The 18,688-nt window shown below is 53.8% G+C and carries 16 protein-coding genes and 1 tRNA gene; 14 read left to right on the top strand and 3 right to left on the bottom strand.

The features are described 5' to 3' along the window. The first annotated feature begins 104 nt into the window (after positions 1 to 104). From R0137_RS11350 to R0137_RS11320, 7 genes are all read left to right on the top strand, one after another. Positions 105 to 1,697 (top strand): tetratricopeptide repeat-containing sulfotransferase family protein, encoded by a 1,593-nt coding sequence (locus tag R0137_RS11350; protein WP_407326528.1) that lies wholly within the window; start codon positions 105 to 107, stop codon positions 1,695 to 1,697. Positions 1,698 to 2,020: 323 nt separating this feature from the next. Further along, positions 2,021 to 4,438 (top strand): TonB-dependent receptor, encoded by a 2,418-nt coding sequence (locus R0137_RS11345; RefSeq protein ID WP_407326527.1) that lies wholly within the window; start codon positions 2,021 to 2,023, stop codon positions 4,436 to 4,438. 7 nt (positions 4,439 to 4,445) lie between these two features. Then, complete coding sequence (locus R0137_RS11340; protein WP_407326526.1) at positions 4,446 to 6,317, top strand: NAD(P)-binding protein; 1,872 nt, start codon at positions 4,446 to 4,448, stop codon at positions 6,315 to 6,317. Positions 6,318 to 6,321: 4 nt separating this feature from the next. After that, positions 6,322 to 7,695 carry a Na+/H+ antiporter NhaC family protein gene (locus R0137_RS11335; RefSeq protein ID WP_407326525.1) on the top strand — a complete coding sequence of 458 codons (1,374 nt, stop codon included), beginning with the start codon at positions 6,322 to 6,324 and terminating at the stop codon, positions 7,693 to 7,695. A gap of 39 nt (positions 7,696 to 7,734) precedes the next feature. After that, on the top strand, positions 7,735 to 8,202 hold the full coding sequence (locus R0137_RS11330; protein WP_407326524.1) for a cupin domain-containing protein: 468 nt from the start codon (positions 7,735 to 7,737) through the stop codon (positions 8,200 to 8,202). Positions 8,203 to 8,311: 109 nt separating this feature from the next. Further along, positions 8,312 to 8,401 (top strand) — tRNA-Ser (locus tag R0137_RS11325). A 267-nt stretch (positions 8,402 to 8,668) separates the two neighbouring features. Further along, positions 8,669 to 10,369, top strand: coding sequence for an ATP-binding protein (locus R0137_RS11320; protein WP_407326523.1), 1,701 nt, complete (start codon positions 8,669 to 8,671; stop codon positions 10,367 to 10,369). A gap of 22 nt (positions 10,370 to 10,391) precedes the next feature. Here the strand turns inward: R0137_RS11320 and R0137_RS11315 are convergent, their stop codons facing one another. Both R0137_RS11315 and R0137_RS11310 read right to left on the bottom strand, forming a co-directional pair. Continuing rightward, a complete protein-coding gene (locus tag R0137_RS11315) occupies positions 10,392 to 11,798 on the bottom strand; it encodes a M28 family peptidase (protein WP_407326522.1) in 1,407 nt (468 codons plus the stop codon). A gap of 32 nt (positions 11,799 to 11,830) precedes the next feature. Further along, positions 11,831 to 12,583: a dienelactone hydrolase family protein gene (locus tag R0137_RS11310; protein WP_407326521.1), complete on the bottom strand. Its 753-nt coding sequence runs from the start codon at positions 12,581 to 12,583 to the stop codon at positions 11,831 to 11,833. 74 nt (positions 12,584 to 12,657) lie between these two features. On the opposite strand from R0137_RS11310, the gene R0137_RS11305 reads away from it, so the two are divergent. The 7 genes from R0137_RS11305 to trmA all read left to right on the top strand — a co-directional run bounded on the left by R0137_RS11305 (position 12,658) and on the right by trmA (position 17,718). Then, positions 12,658 to 14,214 carry a sodium:solute symporter family transporter gene (locus R0137_RS11305; protein WP_407326520.1) on the top strand — a complete coding sequence of 519 codons (1,557 nt, stop codon included), beginning with the start codon at positions 12,658 to 12,660 and terminating at the stop codon, positions 14,212 to 14,214. Positions 14,215 to 14,443: 229 nt separating this feature from the next. After that, positions 14,444 to 15,115, top strand: coding sequence for a Bax inhibitor-1/YccA family protein (locus R0137_RS11300; RefSeq protein ID WP_405270452.1), 672 nt, complete (start codon positions 14,444 to 14,446; stop codon positions 15,113 to 15,115). A gap of 135 nt (positions 15,116 to 15,250) precedes the next feature. Next, a complete protein-coding gene (gene tusD, locus R0137_RS11295; protein ID WP_407326519.1) occupies positions 15,251 to 15,625 on the top strand; it encodes a sulfurtransferase complex subunit TusD in 375 nt (124 codons plus the stop codon). A 9-nt stretch (positions 15,626 to 15,634) separates the two neighbouring features. Beyond that, a complete protein-coding gene (locus R0137_RS11290) occupies positions 15,635 to 16,009 on the top strand; it encodes a DsrE family protein (RefSeq protein ID WP_407326518.1) in 375 nt (124 codons plus the stop codon). Continuing rightward, positions 15,993 to 16,301 carry a DsrH/TusB family sulfur relay protein gene (locus tag R0137_RS11285; protein ID WP_407326517.1) on the top strand — a complete coding sequence of 103 codons (309 nt, stop codon included), beginning with the start codon at positions 15,993 to 15,995 and terminating at the stop codon, positions 16,299 to 16,301. Before R0137_RS11290 ends, R0137_RS11285 begins: the two co-directional genes overlap by 17 nt. Continuing rightward, a complete protein-coding gene (locus R0137_RS11280; protein ID WP_407326516.1) occupies positions 16,298 to 16,621 on the top strand; it encodes a TusE/DsrC/DsvC family sulfur relay protein in 324 nt (107 codons plus the stop codon). Before R0137_RS11285 ends, R0137_RS11280 begins: the two co-directional genes overlap by 4 nt. Continuing rightward, a complete protein-coding gene (gene trmA / locus R0137_RS11275) occupies positions 16,618 to 17,718 on the top strand; it encodes a tRNA (uridine(54)-C5)-methyltransferase TrmA (protein ID WP_407326515.1) in 1,101 nt (366 codons plus the stop codon). The genes R0137_RS11280 and trmA overlap by 4 nt, the downstream gene beginning before the upstream one ends. A gap of 10 nt (positions 17,719 to 17,728) precedes the next feature. On the opposite strand, the gene R0137_RS11270 is transcribed toward trmA, so the two are convergent. Next, positions 17,729 to 18,685: a hypothetical protein gene (locus tag R0137_RS11270; RefSeq protein WP_407326514.1), complete on the bottom strand. Its 957-nt coding sequence runs from the start codon at positions 18,683 to 18,685 to the stop codon at positions 17,729 to 17,731. Positions 18,686 to 18,688: the final 3 nt, after the last annotated feature.

The following is an 18,688-nucleotide window of genomic DNA, read 5'->3' as shown; positions in this document are numbered from 1 at the left end:
GACTCGGCCCACAGCAATGGTTACTATGGCTTCCAGGGCTTTTGCCTACAAGTCCTCTATCAAGCCTTTTGGTTTGCTAACTCGCGTAACGTTAAGGAAGCGCAATGGCGCAGCAAAACCCCAGTGAAGCGGCGTGGTTTAAGGCCACGCTAAGAGAGGGCTACGATCGTCTGCAGCGCGGCGATAAGGCCGGCGCTGCCGATTGCTGCCGCCGGGTACTTCAACGCAAGCCCGACCTCCCGGAAGGCCATTTCCTCGTCGGCATGATTGCAATGGACAGCGATGACTCCAAAACAGCCATACAAGGCTTTGGATCGGTAACCAAACTCCAGCCAGATCACGGCGGTGCGTGGGCACAACTGGCGCGCATATTCATGCGTCAGGGGCAAGTAAACCGGGCGGAAGATGCCTTGAAAAAGGCGGTCGCTCACGCTGACCAAAACCCGGTCGTACAAGACACCATTGCTACGGTATACACGCTTCTGGGTAATGCCGAAGACGCTTCCGAATGGCAGGAAAAAGCTTTGGCAACCCAGCCAGGCAACGTTGGGTTCCTCATCAATCGTGCAAACAATCTGATGTTCATGGGTGATTTCACCGGCGCCAGATCACGCCTCGAAGCCGCAATTGCTAAAAACCCAAGGCATGCGAATGCTCACTGGTTGTTATCCAGTCTTGAAAAAGCGAAGGATCGCCAGCACATTGATGAAGTCACAACCATTTTGCGTGGGAACGAACTGCGGGATACCGATCGGGCATTCCTGTCCTACGCAAAAGGCAAGGAACTAGAGGATCTTCAAGAATGGTCGGAGGCCTTTGATGCCTTCGCAGATGGCGCAAAAGCGCGTCGTCGATCATTAAACTACAACGAGCGCGCTGAGATAGATCTCTTCAAAATGCTCAGTGACACCTATACATGCGACTGGCTGGACTCCCGAGCCGCGGGCGCGCCCAGCACGGCGCCTATTTTCATCGTGGGTCAGCCGCGCACGGGTACCACTTTAATTGAACGGATCATCAGCAGTCATAGCGCGGTGCACTCAGCAGGCGAGTTACGCCAATTTGAGGGCGCGTGTCGCCGACTCCTGGGTGCCCAAGGGGATGGCAGCCTGAAGGGGGTGTTCCAGGCAGCAGCCAATCTGGATCCCGAGCAACTAGGACGCGCGTATCTAACTCTGACTCAGCCCATGCAGGGCGACAAAGCCCGCTTCGTAGACAAGCTTCCCGTGAACTTTCGCTTTGTGCCGCTCATCCTGGCTGCGTTACCCAATGCCAAAATCATCCACATCCGGCGGGGCCCCATGGACGCCTGCTTCGCGAGTTTCAAGCAGCTATTTGCGGACGCCTACCCTCACTCTTATGACCAAGAGGAAATGGCGCGGCATCATGGCCGCTATTACGATCTGATGGCTGACTGGCGCGAGCGTTTCGGTGACAGATACCACGAACTTGATTATGAAAAACTTGCTGCCAACCCAGAGCCCTACGCCCATGCTCTTCTGAGTTATCTCGAACTCCCTTGGGAAGACCAGTGCCTCGATTTCTACCAGCAAAGCGGCGCGGTAACTACCGCAAGCGTTGTGCAGGTGAGAGAAGCCGCCCATACACGCTCCGTTGGCCGCTGGAGACGCTATGAAGCGCAGCTGGAACCTATGCGCTGCGAACTCGAAGCTTTGAAAATACCTCTCGAACATTGACACCCTACCCCAATGGGGTGGGTTGTTTAGGCAGTTAGCGCTTGTCTGATCCCATCTAGTTACGTAGTCTACGATCAATATCAACAGAGAGCCTCGGCATCCCGTATTTAACGCGCGGGAACAAGTGAGCCCATCCGAAGAGGATTTAGTACCCCTTCGAGAAGATTGATAGGTGATACGCCCGCGACAAAAAGAGTTTCTGTTCTGTATCGGAGTAATCGATATAGACGGGAGTTAGTAAGAGGGTTCGTAACAAGAATCCCAACAATGACTCCCATAGGCACTGATAAATGGCTTAGCCATCACGCACAAAAGGGGTCGTCATGAATAAAGTTTCACCCACTCGCACTCGTTCCAATTTTTCGAGACCATCCTCTTCCCGAAGACATTTGGCCCTCGCCGTGTCCGCAGCGTTGGCTACCGGCGCTGCTCAGGCGCAGCAACTCGAAGAAGTCATCGTAACGGCCACTAAACGTGCCGAGTCGGTAATGGACGTGCCCCTCGCCGTGCAGGCTTTATCGGGAGACTTTCTTCGCAAAGTAAACACCGACGACATCAAGGATGTAACCAACTTCACACCCGGCGTTAGCGGCAACTCCAAGGACAGTTTTTTAGACACGATCGCGGTTCGCGGCATCACCACCAACGACTTTGGTAACGGCGGCGACCCATCTCTGGGTGTCTATAAAAATGGTTTCTACCAAGGACGAAATGGCGCGGCGGTTACCAGCATGTTCGACCTTGAGCGCACCGAGATTCTTCGGGGGCCTCAGGGCTTCCTGTTTGGTCGAAACTCTATCGCGGGTGCGATGAATATCATCAGCCAACGGCCGACGTCGGGTGAGGCAGACGCCTACGTCGATCTCCGCTTGGGCGAGAGAGGCATCGTTCGCGTCGAAGGCGGAACCAATTTCGATGTCAGCGATTCGATCAGTGTGCGGATTGCTGGCCTGCATTCTCGGGAAGACGGTTATTCGACCAATGAAATTACCGGTGAAGACTTCATTCAGCACGAAAAATCCGCGCTTCGTTTTACCGGGTCCTATGACGCCGGCGGCAACTTAACGGCGACACTGTTTGTTGAATGGGAAGACAGAGACCAATCGGGTACCGTTTATCGTTCCACGGGCAACGGCCCGGCTTTTGCCACGCTCGAAGATATCTACGGCGACATCCCCCTACCCTCCGACCCTCGGGACGTTCGTATCGACGGCCCCCGCAATGGTCTCTTTGACGGCGGAGAAGTATTTCAGATCGGTTTTGAGCTGAACTACGATCTTGGCTGGGCGACCTTAACATCGCTAACCGGCTACAAAGAGCACGACTACGGATATACGGAAGACTTTGACGCTACCACTCTCACCATTTTCAACTACGAGCAGGTACAGGAAGGCGAATATTTCGAGCAGGAGCTTCGCCTCACCTCTGATAACGAAGGCATGTTCAACTGGTATGCCGGTGTCTCCTACTATCAGGAAGACATTGATACCGAGTTTTTGGGGCAACAAGCAGAAGACGTGTATTGCAACGTTTACTGGGGAGATACATGTCAGGGCCTCTTTGATTACTACAATTATTACGGTTTAAGTGACTACCTTGTTTACTACTTTGGCACCAGTAACTGGACGCCCAGCGCCAACGACGGACTCATCGACGATTGGAACCGCACCGTGGGCAACTTCAGTGGCTGGGCAGCCTATGTAGACCTGCAATTCGAATTCTCAGAGACCCTGGATGCCAGCTTCGGTGTTCGCTATAACGACGATGAAAAAGAGTTTTCTCAGGAGTCCTTAAGTGCACGTAACGGAAGCCTCTTAGGCCAGGTCGTACAGTCAGGATTCACCACACCCGAGGGAGCCATATCTGACACACTCAGTTGGAGCGAGCCCACCTGGCGCGGGGTGGTCAACTGGCGGCCCATGGAAGATACGCTGATCTACTTCAGTGTGACGACGGGCTATAAACAGGGTGGTTTCAATAGCTTCTCGCTAGCGGGTGTTCCCTTTGGCGGCGTAGCACTACCCGGTGTAAACCTGCCGACCTCATTCGATTCCGAAGAGGTGATTTCCTATGAGATCGGCTACAAAGCTACACAGTTCGATGGCCGCAGCCAGCTGGCGCTCAATGCCTTTACCTACTCCTATGAAGGACTCCAAAGCACCTGCAGTGAACCCGGGTCGCCAATCGTTGAAGTATGCAACGCCGAATTAGACGGCATTGGCTTCGAAGGCGTTTGGAATATGGCGCTTACCGAAGTACTCAGTTTTGGCGTAGGCGTTTCGTACCTCGAAACCGAAGGCTCGAATGTTCAATCCCAGTGCACGGGGGGACTTGCACTGATTGGTGACGACACAATATGCGAGGGAGCCCCCGCGCCGAACATTCCGGAATGGACGGCCTATGCGACACTGGACGCCGTCGTTCCGCTTGGTGCTGGAGAGTTGTACGGTAATCTTTCCGTGAGTTGGGAAGACGATGCCCCAACTGATTGGGAACCGTTCACTCCGGTAATGGTGGCCGCCGGACAACGCATGATAGGTAGCTACACGGAAGCACAGGCGCTCGGTGGCTACCGCTCAGACAATGGGTGGGCCCTGGCACTGTATGTGGAGAACCTTCTGGACGACGAGTACTACGATCAAGGTGTCGGCATTACACTGCCGGGCTCGCCCTACGCACAGTTTGATTTTGGTCCCAGCAGACCGCGAACCGTAGGTATGCGCTTTACCTGGAACTTGTAAGCCACACATGCCCTCACGGCTTAAGATCAGCCGCCGAGATTTTCTCGGTGGCGTTGCCCTTGGCACAACCGCCGGAGCCTTAAGTCCTATTGAGCTATTCGCTCAATCCAAAAGCACAGTGCCCTACCCACCCGCTCTTACCGGCATGCGGGGCAGCCAGCCCGGCTCTTATGAAATAGCCCACGCTATGGCTTGGGGCGGTAAAAAATTCGAAATCCCCAAAGAGCAGACAGACGAGCACTACGATCTTATTGTCGTCGGCGGGGGCATTTCTGGCCTCGCTGCGGCCTTCTACTGGCAACAGGAAAACGGCCCGGACAGTCGCATACTCATTCTGGATAACCACGATGATTTTGGCGGTCATGCGCGGCGCAATGAGTTTACCGTCGACGGCAAAAAACTCGTGGGCTATGGAGGGAGCCAGTCTATTGACACGCCAGGGAGTTACTCCCCAGCCGCGGCTCAACTACTGCGCGACGTTGGCATTTATACCGATCGCTTCTATGAGTACTTTGACCAAGACTACTATGCACGCAAGGAACTCGGTCGTGGTAGCTATTTCCCCGAAGCGGTCTATGGCAAGGATCTCACTCTCCCGGGTTTGCGAAGTTGGCGCAGCGCCGATGATGACGCTCTTAGCGAAAACGATGTAAGAGATTACCCTATCCCCGCTGAAGCAAAGAAGGCCCTTGTTGAGCTGTTAAACAGCACTAGGAACTATGCGGCCCATATTCCTAAGGAAGAGCGCGCGGAGTGGCTTCGCAAGCAGAGTTATCGGGATTTCCTGCTTGAAACCGTCGGAGTGCCTGAAGACGTGTACTATCTGTTTCGGGATGGTGCCCGGGGCTGGTGGGGCGCGGGCTGGGATGCAATTTCGACCCTCTCAGCCGCGAGCATGGCTATGCCCGGGACTCAGCACCTGGACCTTCCCGAGGATAGCTCCGATGAACCCGAACGCGACGAACCCTATATATTTCATTTTCCCGACGGCAACGCGGGTGTGGCTAGAGCGATTCTGCGCAAGCTCATACCGGCAGCGGTTCCCGGCTCTACCATGGAAGACCTGGTACTAGCGAACACCGATTATGCCAAGCTGGATATGCGCGGCAGCCCTTGCCGTTTACGCCTTAACAGCACCGCGGTGAATGTTCGGCACACCACAGATGAGTCCCAGGTTGACGTAAGCTACGTGCGCGATGGAAAGACTTATCGTGTTCGCGCAAAACATGCGATTTTGGCTTGTTACAACGCAATAGTTCCGCATATTTGCCCTGAACTACCGGATGATCAACGCGAGGCAATTGCCTACGGCACCAAGGTTCCTCTCATCTACGTGAGCGTAGCCATGCGTAACTGGCAACCTTTCGCTGAGCTAGGCATGCATAGCATCAACGTCATGCAGACAGACTTTATGCACTCCTTTGGCATGGACTTCCCTGTCAGCATGGGCGGCGTGCAGTTCCCGGAGAATCCGGATCAGGCAACTATCCTCCACGGCACGGTCGTGCCTTGTGCGCCAGATCAGGGTTTAACCGCCCGGGAACAACATGTGATTGGTCGTCGTTCAATTTACGAAATGAATTGGGATGAGATGGAAAACCGGATTGTTGGTCAGATCTCCGGCGCGCTCAAGAGCACGAGTTTTGATGCCCAACGCGATATCGCGGCGATTACGGCCAACCGCTGGCCCCATGGCTATAGCTATGAATACAACGATTACTCCGATCCGCCCGAGTATGGACCGAGCAACGGTCCGCACATTTTGGGCGCGCGAAAAATTGGTCGTATCTCTATCGCCAACTCCGATGCATCAGCCTACGCTTTCGTGAACGGTGCTTTGGATGCGGCTTATCGCGCTACGCGTGAGCAGCTAGCTTAAATCCATGGACCCCGCCAGTCCCGATGCACTGAGCCTCATTCCCACCTCGCTGGTTTTCGCTCTCGCCATTTGGACTCGCCGCCCCATCGAATCGTTACTCTGCGGATCTCTCGTTGGTTTAATCATGCTCCATGGCACCGGCTTTGTAACCGGGATGGCCGAGGCCTCGGTTGCGGTTCTCACTGATCCGGACGTCGCGTGGATCATTCTGGTTTGCGGTCTCATGGGGGGCTTAATCGCCTTGTTAATGCGCAGTGGTGCTACCCTTGCGTTTACACACTTTCTTGGCGATCGAATCGGTGATCAGCGAGGCGCCCTCTTCGCAACCTGGTTTCTGGGTATTGCCTTGTTTGTCGATGACTATCTGAATTCCCTAGCCGCTGGCGCAGCCATGAGGGACATCACTGACAAGTTCAAAATCGCTAGGGAGAAGCTTGCTTACGTTGTGGACTCTACTGCCGCGCCTATCAGCGTCATCATCCCTTACTCCACATGGGGGGCATTTTTCGCAGGACTACTGGTTGCCAACGGCTTGGCTGAGGATGGTCAGGGCCTGAGTGTTTATATCAGCGCGATTCCCTACATGTTTTACGCTTGGGCCGCCGTTCTGGTGGTCCCCTTGGTGATCGCGGGTTGGATCCCCTCATTGGGTTCTATGAAGGTGGCTGACGAGCGCGCACGGGATAGCGGACTCACGGTGCCCCCAGAGGCCACGCATATCGAGGCGGCGAATAAATCAATCAGCGCCAAAGAGGGAGTGAAACCTCGGCTTTGGCTGTTTGTTGGGCCCATGGTATGCCTGGTCGGCGCGACCATCGCCTCTGGCAACGACTTCCTGGTGGGGATTTACATTGCCCTTGGTGTCACTATCGCAATCGTACTTGGACTGCGGATTTTGGATCTACACGACACCTTCGACACTGTACTGGATGGATTTAAAACCATGCTGGAGCCTCTAGCCGTGCTCGTTGCTGCGTTTATCCTCAAAGAGGTTAACGACGCGTTGGGCCTTGCCACCTACGTTGTTGCCAATCTTGAGCCCCTGCTCACCGCCCAGTTATTACCCTTCGCGATTTTTGTGGCCATGGGCCTTGTTTCATTTTTCACGGGCTCAAACTGGGGTGTGTTCGTAATCATTCTGCCCATCGTCGCTTCACTGGGGCAAAAACTTGACGCAGATATGACCCTGTTGATTGGTGCCACACTGTCCGCGAGCACCTTCGGTAGCCACGCTTGTTTTTATTCGGATGCGACGGTACTTACCGCCCAAGCCACAGGTTGCACGCCAATGCAGCACGCACTCACACAACTGCCCTACGCTCTTATAGCTGCCACAACTGCCGGCGGAGCATACCTTGCCATGGGCTATATTCTTTAAATCAACTCGACTCAATAGACAGCGTATTGGAGACAACAAATGAACGCAGTACACAGCTTACAAAAACTAATTGCCGCCCTAGCCATAGGAGGGATTGGTTCAATCACATCAATGGTAACCGTAGCAGACGATGTGGTGTACCCCGCAGAAATGAGTAGTGACGCGATTGCCGGTGCGATCTTCGATCACCCGGATACCTTGGTTAAAGGCGAAGGTGCAGACACGGTAAAAGACATAACTTCACTCCTGTCATCCGACGGTCGCTTTGCCAGCGGTATGTACCTCGCCGGAAAGTCCCGATGGGAGATCAATGAGCCCTACGGCGTCGACGAATTCATGTACTTTCTTGAAGGCGGCGTCACCCTCACCTCGAGCGATGGCACGGTGACAAAAATATCTGCTGGCGAAGCAGTCACTATTCCCAAAGAGTGGACCGGAATCTGGGAGACCGATGGCTACAAAAAAATATGGGTTATCTACTCTGATGATGGATCCGCATTAGAGTAAATTTGCAGCGCAGCGCACTTCAGTCTGAATTGCGGCAACAAAGATAAAACTACCGTTGCCTCGCCAGAATCAGTAGGTATAATCTGCGCCTCTCGCGACGCGAGAATCCGGTGGGCTGGCTGAGTGGTCGAAAGCGGCGGTCTTGAAAACCGTTGAAGGTTTATCCCTTCCTAAGGTTCGAATCCTTAGCCCACCGCCAAATGTTCAAAAAAAGGGCTGCCTACGGGCAGCCTTTTTTTTGCTTTCTTTTTGCTTCCTTGATTGGTTTCGCTCGCTTTTTTTATCAACCACGCCTAAAGCAATAAAAACGAAGAGACCAGACAATAAAGACACCTTCCAAGCGTTGCCTCTTCTTCGTTTTGGTTTAGACTGCGTGAGGTTCTAACAATATTGGAACAAAACTCGTGCGCTAAAAACCATATTAAGTGATTCCGGTTTAACAACACGGTTGATAGAGGGTATTTACGTGTGGTCCAAAAACACAGACACCGTGGTAGCGGCAAGAAGCGCTGAGACACAGCCCTTTCGCGATAAAAACAAAATCGATCTGGTCATAGACCAGTCGGTGCTCAGGAACATCTGCCTCATTATGTCGGCAGTATTGTGCCTATTCGGATTCAATAACCTCTCTACAGGCTTTTCCGCGCTCGGTGCAGTTGACTTAGTGCTAGCCGCAGCGATGCTATTGAACGCCGTGCTTCTGTTTTTTTACCAACCCACCTTGCTCCTGGTCCTTGTAACCCTCTTTGCTGGCGGCACTGCCGTCATCTTGGCCATTTACGCTAACGCTTTTGGCATCTATTGGTCTTACGTGATTGTTGTCGCGTCATTTTTAGTGGTCAACAAACGTGCAGCATTAATCTACAACGTCGCCTTTATCGCCGTGGTCGTACCGCTGTCCGCCGAACTACTAGGGAACGCGATTGGCGTAAGAATGGCGATCACCCTCTCACTGGTGACCGCCTTTTCGTACATATTCTCCATGCGCATTGAGAATCGCACCAAAGCCTTGTTGGAGAATCTTGACGAACTGGACAACGCAAACTCGGTTAAGTCTGAGTTCATAGCGAATATGAGCCATGAAATGCGAACGCCCTTAACGGCCGTGCTGGGCTACTCGGAAAACCTCGCGTCCCGGAACGAACTCTCCCCCACAGACAGAGAGAAACTAGAAGCTGTCGTGTTTGGCGCTAAGCATCTGGCGGCTCTGATCGATGATGTTCTCGATCTAAACAAAGCCGAGAAGGGGCAGCTGGAGGTTGATTCCGAGCTTACGAACCTGCCAGCATTACTCGACAACTTCCTTCGCATCCTCAAACCCGAGGCAGATAGCAAAGGCATCGGACTGGAGTTTACAAAGGTTTCTTCGATACCCGACTATATCTTGATTGACGCAAGACGCTTAAATCAGATTTTGATGAACCTAGTCGCTAATGCCATCAAATTTACGGAAGAAGGAACGGTAGGTTTGGCCGTAACCTACAAGAACGACTCCAGTTCACTAGTCTTTGAGGTGACTGACACCGGTGTGGGCGTGCCAGAAGAGTTCAGAAGCGAGTTGTTTGAGAAATTCTCCCAGGCAAATACCGGCATGAATCGTACCCACGGAGGAGCAGGTCTTGGACTGTATATTAGTCAGAACCTCGCCAGGCTCCTCGATGGTGATATCGAGTATGTCCCCCAGGAGCGAGGCAGCCTTTTCCGATTAACCATTAAGACCGAAGAGGTGACGGGTCCTGTCGAGACGGAGCAAACCGCTCCAGAGTCACCCCAGCCCGACACACTCTCCGCGCCTCAGCAGTTCCAGGGCCACATCCTCATCGCCGAGGACTCCCCCGCGAACCAGATGCTTGTTGGTCTGATCGTCGAAAAATTCGGGCTTACCCACAGCGTTGCGAACAACGGGCGGGAAGCTGTCGAGGCCATGAACTCAGAGTCATTCGACCTAATACTCATGGATCTACAAATGCCCGTGATGTCAGGCATCGATGCAACGAAGGCAATACGCGAGTTTAATCACGATATACCTATCGTAGCCCTTAGTGCCGATGTACTCCGGCATGACACTGACTCTTCGGAGATGCGCCAATTCTCCGGATTTCTTCCAAAGCCCGTGGACGTAGCAAAAATGGAGGCCACGTTTGCGAATTTATTAAACGCTGCCTAGGACCGAACTCGCCTAGACAGTTCTAGAACGCGCCAGCAGGCCCGGGAAACACGACCGGTGTTTCACTACCATCCGTAGCAACCGATGACACTCCGAAGAAGTAGTTATCAATCACCAAATTTGTGAATTCCCACTCGGTGACTTTTCCAACAAAACGCGAGTGAGTCCACTGAGGAGCGGTAGTCTTACGCCACCACACGCGATAGCCGGCTAGATTCTTTCGAGCTAGTTCAGTACCCCCGTGCTCCCAGCTCAGAGTAGCTGATGCGCGTACAGCACCAGTTGCCTTGACGCCTGCGGGGAACGGTGGCGCACCGGCGATACCAGCCATCGTGATCGCGTTGAGTCCAGTGAGTTTTGCGGCATAGCCAGCGTTCACCCCATCGAGAGTATCGCCGTAGATACGCCCATCCTCTACTCGGAGGTCTTGGTGCTGTCGGTCATAGTGCTCATGAGTTTCCATGATTCGAACGCCCGGGATGCCCACCGCATTAAACGGACGGTGATGCCCTCCTCGGCCAAATCGATCAAGGCGATACACCATTTCAACGGTCAGATTCGTCATGTATTCCTCGGCCATAGCGTCGATATAGCGCGCTAGGTTTCGAGACGGACTATCCACCTCGCCGCCGGTAAAACGTCTTGCCCGAGCCTCCTCTTCGGTTTCTACTGCACGGGTGCCCTCGGAAAACACGCGGGCGACGGTATTGTTAATCACTCCGTCGATTCCCGAGATATTTGAGATCATATCGTTGTTTAGAACGGCCTTGATCTGCCAGTTCTGTTCCAATGCGTGAGCAGCGACGATCCGTCCACCGATGAGCCCCTGCTCTTCGCCCGCAAGTGCGGCGTAAACAATGCTGCCATCAAAACGATACTGACTGAGGACCCGCGCGGCCTCTAAGACGCCCGCAATCCCCGATGCATTGTCGTTGGCACCGGGACTGTCTGAGGTGGCATTCATGACATCGGATACGCGACTATCTATGTCACCGGACATAAGCACCATACGCTCAGGATCCAGTGCCCCCCGCTGTATCGCCAAGACCGACACAATTTCTACAGGATCAGGAACCCTGCGCTCTCCCGAGACGGTCTCACCGATGTACATCACCTCTAGACAGCCGCTGCAGCTATCAGAGATGCGCTCAAACTCATCAAAAATCCAGCGTCGCGCTGCGCCGATCCCGCGACTTTCACTCTCTGCGTCGGAAGCAGTATGGCGAGTACCAAAATTCACCAGGGTCTCGATATCACTCAATACCCGCTCAGAAGACGGGGCACCTGCAATATCGTAAAGCGACAGCACCTCTCCAGGGGGAGCGCTCTGAGCCTTTGCCAGCGAGAAAGGAACGCTTAAGAGCGCCGCGAAAGACGCGACCACCCATGCGCTTAACTTTAAACCCCGCACTTGACCCGATAGACGCACCGGGGATCTCCCAACCACCTCTATAAATAGCTTCATTGCGCTAACGTTTTGTCGAGGAAGCTGGTGAATGATGCCCAGGACTGCAGGTCTGCCTTTTCTTGATAACGCGCACTGCCGAAAACGCTAAACGCGTGGGGGGCACCGCTATAGGTGGTCATTTCATGGGGCACACCTTGCGACTCCAGCTGCTCAGCGAGAGAGGCAAAATCCGCCATACTAACGGCGGTGTCAGCGCTGCCGTGATAGACCATAACTGGACCCTGAGCATCGGCGTAAGTCTGCCCCTCTGGGGTGGTTAATCCGCCGTGAAAACTGGCAAAGCCTTTTAGAGGCTCCCCTGCCCGAGCAAGCTCGAGAATAGCAGTCCCACCAAAGCAATAACCAATAGCCACTGTGTCGGTCACATCCGCTCCACTGTCGGACGCCGCTGCCAAAGCGCCCCGCATGAGGGCTCGCATCTTTTCGCGATCCTGATACAACTCACCGGACTTCGCGATCTTGTCTTTGGTTTCTGTAGGACGAATCCCCCTGCCGTAAAGATCAGCAGCAAACACGCTATATCCCAGGTCGGAAAGCATCTTCGCTCGCTTTAACTCGTAATCAGTAAGTCCGTCCCAGTCGTGGATGATGAGTACCGTTCCTCGGCTATCAGTCGCTGGTTCAAAGTACCCTTCGTATTTCTGGCCAGCGACTTCGTAGACTACGGCTTCGCCTGAAAAAGCTGCCTGAGAGCAGAAGATGCTCGCTGCCATTAAGCCTATACCCAATCCTTTGATATTCTTCATGTGTCGTTCCTTCATCCAATACCGGGGTGAGAGTTTTATATCATGGGTTTTTACGTAGGCCGGAGGCAAGCAGTTTGACCACGCTTGATTGGTTGGTGATTGCTGGCTATCTCGTAGCGATGATGGCCCTCGCTATTTGGTTGGGGCGTGACCAACGAACTGAGCGGGACTATTACTTAGGCGGTGATTTACCGGCTCCGGCACTGGCGACCTCTATTCTTGCAACTCAGTGTTCAACGAACAGTTTACTTGGGGCCCCAGCTTTCGTGGGCTTTGCAGCGGGCGGTGGTTTGCTTTGGTTGCAATATGAACTGGCAGTACCACTGGCGATGCTTGGCCTGGCATTTCTGTTCCCAGCGGTGCATCGCAGTGGTGTCATTTCTATCTACGCTTTTCTTGAGCAACGCCTAGGTCGCGCGGCGCGATTGACGGCCAGTGCGAGCTTTCTGTTTTTTCGCGGCATCGCTACCGGAGTCACAGTCTATGGCGTAGCCTCCGTCCTCTCTTTGATCACCGGTGTTGCTTACGTCCCTGCCGTGGCGCTACTCATGGGCGTTACCGTCTGTTACGACGTTATCGGAGGCATGCGTGCGGTGGTGATTTCTGACGTAGTACAAATGCTGCTTCTCATCGCAGCAGTTGTAGTGTCGTTAATATGGCTCGCGCCCGATCTCTGGCAATACGCGGATACACTGTCGCATCGCAGTCAAGCTTTGGTGAATGATTGGGGCCTCAGCGGTGAAACAAACTACGGATTTTGGCCTATGTTGTTTGGTGGGCTATTTCTTTACATGGCCTATTACGGCTGCGATCAAAGCCAAGCGCAAAGACTCCTGGCGGCAAAACATGAGATCGACCTCAATCGAATTCTTGTATTCAACGGCCTCATGCGTTTCCCGCTCGTTCTTGCTTACTGCCTGCTGGGCCTTAGCCTTGCAGCCTATGCTCTGGATCGACCCGAATTCATCCGCGAGCTACCTCTAACCAGCTCGGGGGAGCCAAACTTGAACATGGTCTTTCCCGCGTTTGTTTTACGAGAATTTGCACCGGGGCTCGCGGGACTGGCGATCGTCGGCCTGTTCGCTGCAGCGATGTCGTCTATAGACTCGGCATTAAACAGTCTTTCAGCAAGCACCCTTGAAGACTTCCTCCCCGCCACGAGTGCAGGCACCGAACGCCAAAGGTTTATGCAGTCCAAAGTCGTCACCCTTTGCTGGGGAGTCTTCGCTATTGGCTTTTCTTTTGGCGTTGAACATATCGCGAGCACCCTGCTCGAATCCATCAATAAAGTAAGCTCAGTGGTTAACGGTCCTCTCTTGGGGCTCTTCGTCGTAGCGGTGCTCCTCCCCGGAACTGCATCGGCTATTGCCGTATCGGGGTTTGCCGTGGGGATCGCCCTCAATCTAGTCCTTTGGCAATTTGTGCCTGATGTGTCGTGGCTGTGGTGGAATCTCAGTGGATGCCTAACAACGCTTGGCGTTGCCATGCTTTTGGCCGGCTGGCGACTCTCTCTAGAGCTTGGCGGCAGCGCCGCGCGTTCAATCGTGGTGCCGACAACCTCACGAAGAACCCTTTTGGCAGGCTTTCTGACAATGCTGAGCATCCTCATGGCGATCCAAGCCCTCAGATGAAGCAACGATTAGTGGTTTTTTGAACTCCAATGTACCGCTATACTGCGAACTGAGAGTAGTTTTCGCCAGAGGCAAAAACGGCGATTACTGATTACTTATCAAAGGCTTGGCGGCGGAAGCTAAAGCGATTTAGCTGCGGTGGCGGGAACTTTTAGCCGCTGCGGCCGTCTTAGATACAGACGCCTACCGGCGTGTAACACCAACTCAGCTAATTGTGAGGCAGTAGATAATGGCGAATCCAAGAGTGTATGACGTTGATGCAGCGCTAGGCGCGGCAGTCAGCACTAATAAAGTTCTGAGAAACACTTACATGCTATTGGGCATGACCTTGTTGTTCAGCGCTATTACCGCGGGCATCTCCATGTTTATGGGACTCCCTCAAGGCGCCGCTCTGATTCTGAGCCTTGTAGGCTTTGGACTGCTCTTCGTAGTCAATCGCACAGCGGACAGCTCTAACGGCTTGATTGCGATTTTTGCCTTCACTGGCGTTATGGGCGCATCCCTTGGCCCCATGCTTAACTTCTACCTGGCAATGCCAGGCGGCCCCGCACTGGTCTTACAGGCCTTGGCAGGAACCGCAGTAGTCTTCTTTGGGCTATCGGCTTACGCTCTGACAACCCGCAAGGACTTTTCCTTCATGGGCGGCTTTTTGATGGTCGGGCTTATCGTTGCCGTCGTCGCGATGATTGCCAATATCTTCCTCGCTATTCCAGCGCTGTCACTGACAATATCAGCGGCGGTGATCATGATCATGTCGGGGCTGATTTTGTTCGACACCAGCCGCATCATTAACGGCGGCGAGACAAACTACATCCGAGCCACGGTGAGCCTGTATCTGAACATTTACAACCTGTTCATTCACATCCTTCACCTGTTGACTGCTCTTTCCGGCGACGACTGATCACGCGGAGTTAATCCGAGAGACAGTAGCTTAATTAAATAGTCTCGGTTTTTTTTAAAGAGCCCCACTTTCTCTACAAAGCCCCGGCGTCGTCCGGGGCTTTTTTTATGAGCACATTGTTTATACTCCCCGCCCATGCGTTACACCCTTCTTGTATTGAGTCCTCCTGATAGCGGTTCCAGCTGCCGCCACGCTCTGGAATTTGCTAAGGCTGTGTGTCTAGCAGGACACGAAATAGTCTGCGTCTTTTTCTATGACGCTGGCGTACTCACTGCGGTCGCGGGTGCGGAGCCGAGTGCAGATGAAGAGGATCTTCGTGGGAACTGGCAGGCCTTTGCCCAAGACACGGGCACACGGCTGATCGCCTGTGTGGCATCGGCGTTACGTTTTGGCCTTGGCGATGGGCGAAGCGACAAGGAACGCTGCCGCCCCGAGTTTGCCGTCGCAGGTCTTGGTGAGTTCGTAGATGCCTCCAGCAACTCCGACCGCCTCTTGACCTTCGCGGATTAGATTAACCCCATGGCCTCTGACACTCCAAACCGCGCACCGCTGGTGGTCTTCCAGACGGCCCCCTATGAGGGATCCTTCGCGCGCTCGGCACTCGACCTAGCAATGAGCCTGGCCGTGTTTGCGCAACAACCCCGGTTGGTATTCTGTGGCGACTCTGTTTTGTCGCTGAACGCAGGGCAAAGTGCTGACTCAATTGGTCGCAAGTCATTGCGGAAGGTCGTAGATTCCCTGCCGCTCTATGACGTCGACACCATTTATGTAGATAAAACGGCCACCCAGGCATTTGGACTAACAACAGCCGACCTTCCAGACTTTACGGTTCTCCTGTCCAAGAGCGAACTGAGAACTCTGATACGTGAGGCAAGTCATGTCATCAGTCTCTGATAGATCACTTCACTGCATTGCAAGCGCGCCGTTATCCCCTGCAGGCCAGCGCCTGTTGGCGCAATTGGAAAAGGATGATCCTTTACTGCTTACGGGTAAAGCCGTCGCTCTTGCAGCGGCCTCTCATCCATCAATCACGGACTGGGTCGCTACGGGCGCAGTAATCCACGCACTGGAAGAGGATCTGCTCGCCCATGGCATAACAGACTTACACCCATCCGTGATTACCACCGATTACGTGGGCTGGGTAAGCTTGACCGAGAACTACCGTACGCAAGTTCTTTGGCGATGAGTGCATCAACGCTTCCCGCCCTTACCGAAGAAGGTTTCCTGGTTAACCAGACAGACTGGAATCCGAGCATTGCAGAAGAGCTTGCCCGCACAGAATCTATCCATTTATCCGAGGCGCACTGGGAAATCATAGAGTTGCTACGAGAGTATTACGCGACCTACGACTCCTCACCAGCAATGCGTGCGTTAGTGAAATTCTGCAAATTACGCTTGGATGAAGACAAGGGCCGCAGTATCTATTTATTGAAACTCTTTCCTGGCTCACCGGCGAAGTTGGCAAGTAAAATTGCCGGCCTTCCTAAACCTGCAAACTGCTTATGACTATGCTGCCCTGGGAAACCAACGCTCAAGAATACGATCTACTATTCGATCACAAGTGTGAGCACATTGAGAAAAGCATGCTGCCGCTCTCATTGCCAACTGCCGAACGCCATGCGTCCACGACAGAGTCGTATCGAGTGCGAGCTGAGTTTCGCGTTTGGCATGATGAGGACGACATCGACTATGTCATGTTCGACCCCGCAAGCCCACGAACTCCAGTCGCCATCAAGGATTTTGTCCCAGCGTTAGCTCCTATCAGGGCGCTAATGCCAAAGCTCCTGGCTTATCTGAAGTCCCGCCCCGCTCTGCGGAGAAAGCTATTTCAGGCGGAGTTCATGGCCACCACGACCAAGGAGCTGCTGGTCACCCTAATTTATCACCGTCCCGTTGATGACCAGTGGGAACTCGAAGCAAGTGAACTCGCCAAGGAATTTGATATCTCAGTCGTTGGGCGGAGTCGTAAGCAAAAGCGTGTCATCGGACAGGATTACGTCAGCGATCAATTTTGCGTCAACGATCGCTGGTATCGCTATCGCCAGTACGAGCAATCGTTTGTACAGCCCAATGCACCTGTTAATCAGAAAATGCTCAACTGGGCCTGGACACATTCGGCGCAGTGCCCGGGGAATCTACTGGAACTTTACTGTGGCAACGGCAACTTTACGCTTCCCCTTGCCTCGCAGTTTCCCGAAGTCATCGCTACAGAACTCTCCAAGAGCGGTACTCGTGCTGCTTTAGAAAACCTCGACGACAATCACATCGACAATGTTGCAGTAATACGCCTGAGTGCCGAAGAAGTCAGTCAGGCAATGGCTGGTGTTCGAGAGTTTCGACGGCTCGCGGCCTTGCCGAAGCCACTTTCTGAGTACGATCTGCGATCGGTGTTTGTCGACCCGCCAAGAGCGGGCCTGGACGACGCGACTCTCGAGTGTGTGCGCCAGTTCGAAGCCATACTCTACGTATCGTGTAACCCGGCAACCTTAAAACAAAATCTGGAAGCTCTAGCAGATACCCATTCGGTGAAACATTTCGCGCTTTTTGATCAATTCCCTTACACGCCGCACATAGAAAGCGCAGTATTACTCCAACGGATCTAGCGCAGCAGCTCTAAGACAACCCAGCCACGCATTTCGTGAGCAACTCATCAACGCGATCGATGTCGGCCGCCGTAACTTCCTGATAGGCCAGATCCAACTCCCGGCAAACCTCTCGCGTGCGCAGTCGGCGCGTCAGCGTAGTCGTAGGCACGTCCCGCTCCCAACACTCTATGTAGAGACCCAGTGCCGGCACATAAAAATCCGCAGACAGTAACTCTTCGACCGGCAGTCTTCGGTTCCGAGCATGGGCAAACTGTGCGGTGTAAAGCCAGTCGCAAACCCTGAGCTGTAGCAAGCTATCTACGGCATGCCCATCAAGAGCATAGCGCTGAGCCTCAGATTGACTCTCAAGCGCTAATGAAACTTCGTTAGCCTCGGAGAATAGGTCTGGTGCGACCGTATCTGGCGCCGGCGCTTCTACTGCCTCACTGGTAGCGGAGCCAGAACCCGGATCATCAGTGGTCGTGCCGCTACCAGCCAAGCGATTCAGCTCTCGATGAATCACTGCGTCGTCTACAATCTCGTGCGGCCAGCTAACTAGCAGCAGACCATTGTCTTCATCGCGCTCCTGCCGTCCACCGAAGCGCTCACCCAGACTCGTAAGCTCCAACCCTCGCCGGGTCAGCTTAAGTAGCCCTAACTCAGCGAAATTCCGATTAATTTGGCGGACCCCCAGGTGAGGATAGTACCTCTGCATACCGCCGGGCATAATTCGCTGGTTGCTCTCGATAGCCGTAACCAGCGGGTGCTCCATGAGGCTCTCGGGCCAGACGATGTAACGCCCAAAACGCTGACTCTCCTGATAGGCACCACCCTGCAGTTCTCCCTTGGCCGTGAGCGCCCAACTCTTCCCCTGTCGCTGAATCCACTCGTAGTCTCTCAGGGTGACAAACAGTTGCTGAATGGGCAGCTTTAAGCGTTTTGCCAGGGCCGACGTAGAGAGCCGACTGTCGTCGCTATTACTCACAGC

Origin of the sequence: Congregibacter brevis, from assembly GCF_045689245.1 — a bacterium.
GTDB lineage: Bacteria > Pseudomonadota > Gammaproteobacteria > Pseudomonadales > Halieaceae > Congregibacter > Congregibacter brevis.
This window is presented reverse-complemented; position numbering and strand designations above follow the sequence as displayed.

Bases quoted from the DNA above. Each gene is read 5' to 3' on its own strand.
- R0137_RS11335 (WP_407326525.1), top strand. From the start codon at position 6,322: ATGGACCCCGCCAGTCCCGATGCACTGAGCCTCATTCCCACCTCGCTG.
- R0137_RS11350 (WP_407326528.1), top strand. From the start codon at position 105: ATGGCGCAGCAAAACCCCAGTGAAGCGGCGTGGTTTAAGGCCACGCTA.
- R0137_RS11290 (WP_407326518.1), top strand. From the start codon at position 15,635: ATGGCCTCTGACACTCCAAACCGCGCACCGCTGGTGGTCTTCCAGACG.
- trmA (WP_407326515.1), top strand. From the start codon at position 16,618: ATGACTATGCTGCCCTGGGAAACCAACGCTCAAGAATACGATCTACTA.
- R0137_RS11285 (WP_407326517.1), top strand. From the start codon at position 15,993: ATGTCATCAGTCTCTGATAGATCACTTCACTGCATTGCAAGCGCGCCG.
- R0137_RS11300 (WP_405270452.1), top strand. From the start codon at position 14,444: ATGGCGAATCCAAGAGTGTATGACGTTGATGCAGCGCTAGGCGCGGCA.
- R0137_RS11330 (WP_407326524.1), top strand. From the start codon at position 7,735: ATGAACGCAGTACACAGCTTACAAAAACTAATTGCCGCCCTAGCCATA.
- R0137_RS11345 (WP_407326527.1), top strand. From the start codon at position 2,021: ATGAATAAAGTTTCACCCACTCGCACTCGTTCCAATTTTTCGAGACCA.
- R0137_RS11280 (WP_407326516.1), top strand. From the start codon at position 16,298: ATGAGTGCATCAACGCTTCCCGCCCTTACCGAAGAAGGTTTCCTGGTT.
- R0137_RS11310 (WP_407326521.1), bottom strand. From the start codon at position 12,583: ATGAAGAATATCAAAGGATTGGGTATAGGCTTAATGGCAGCGAGCATC.
- tusD (WP_407326519.1), top strand. From the start codon at position 15,251: ATGCGTTACACCCTTCTTGTATTGAGTCCTCCTGATAGCGGTTCCAGC.
- R0137_RS11340 (WP_407326526.1), top strand. From the start codon at position 4,446: ATGCCCTCACGGCTTAAGATCAGCCGCCGAGATTTTCTCGGTGGCGTT.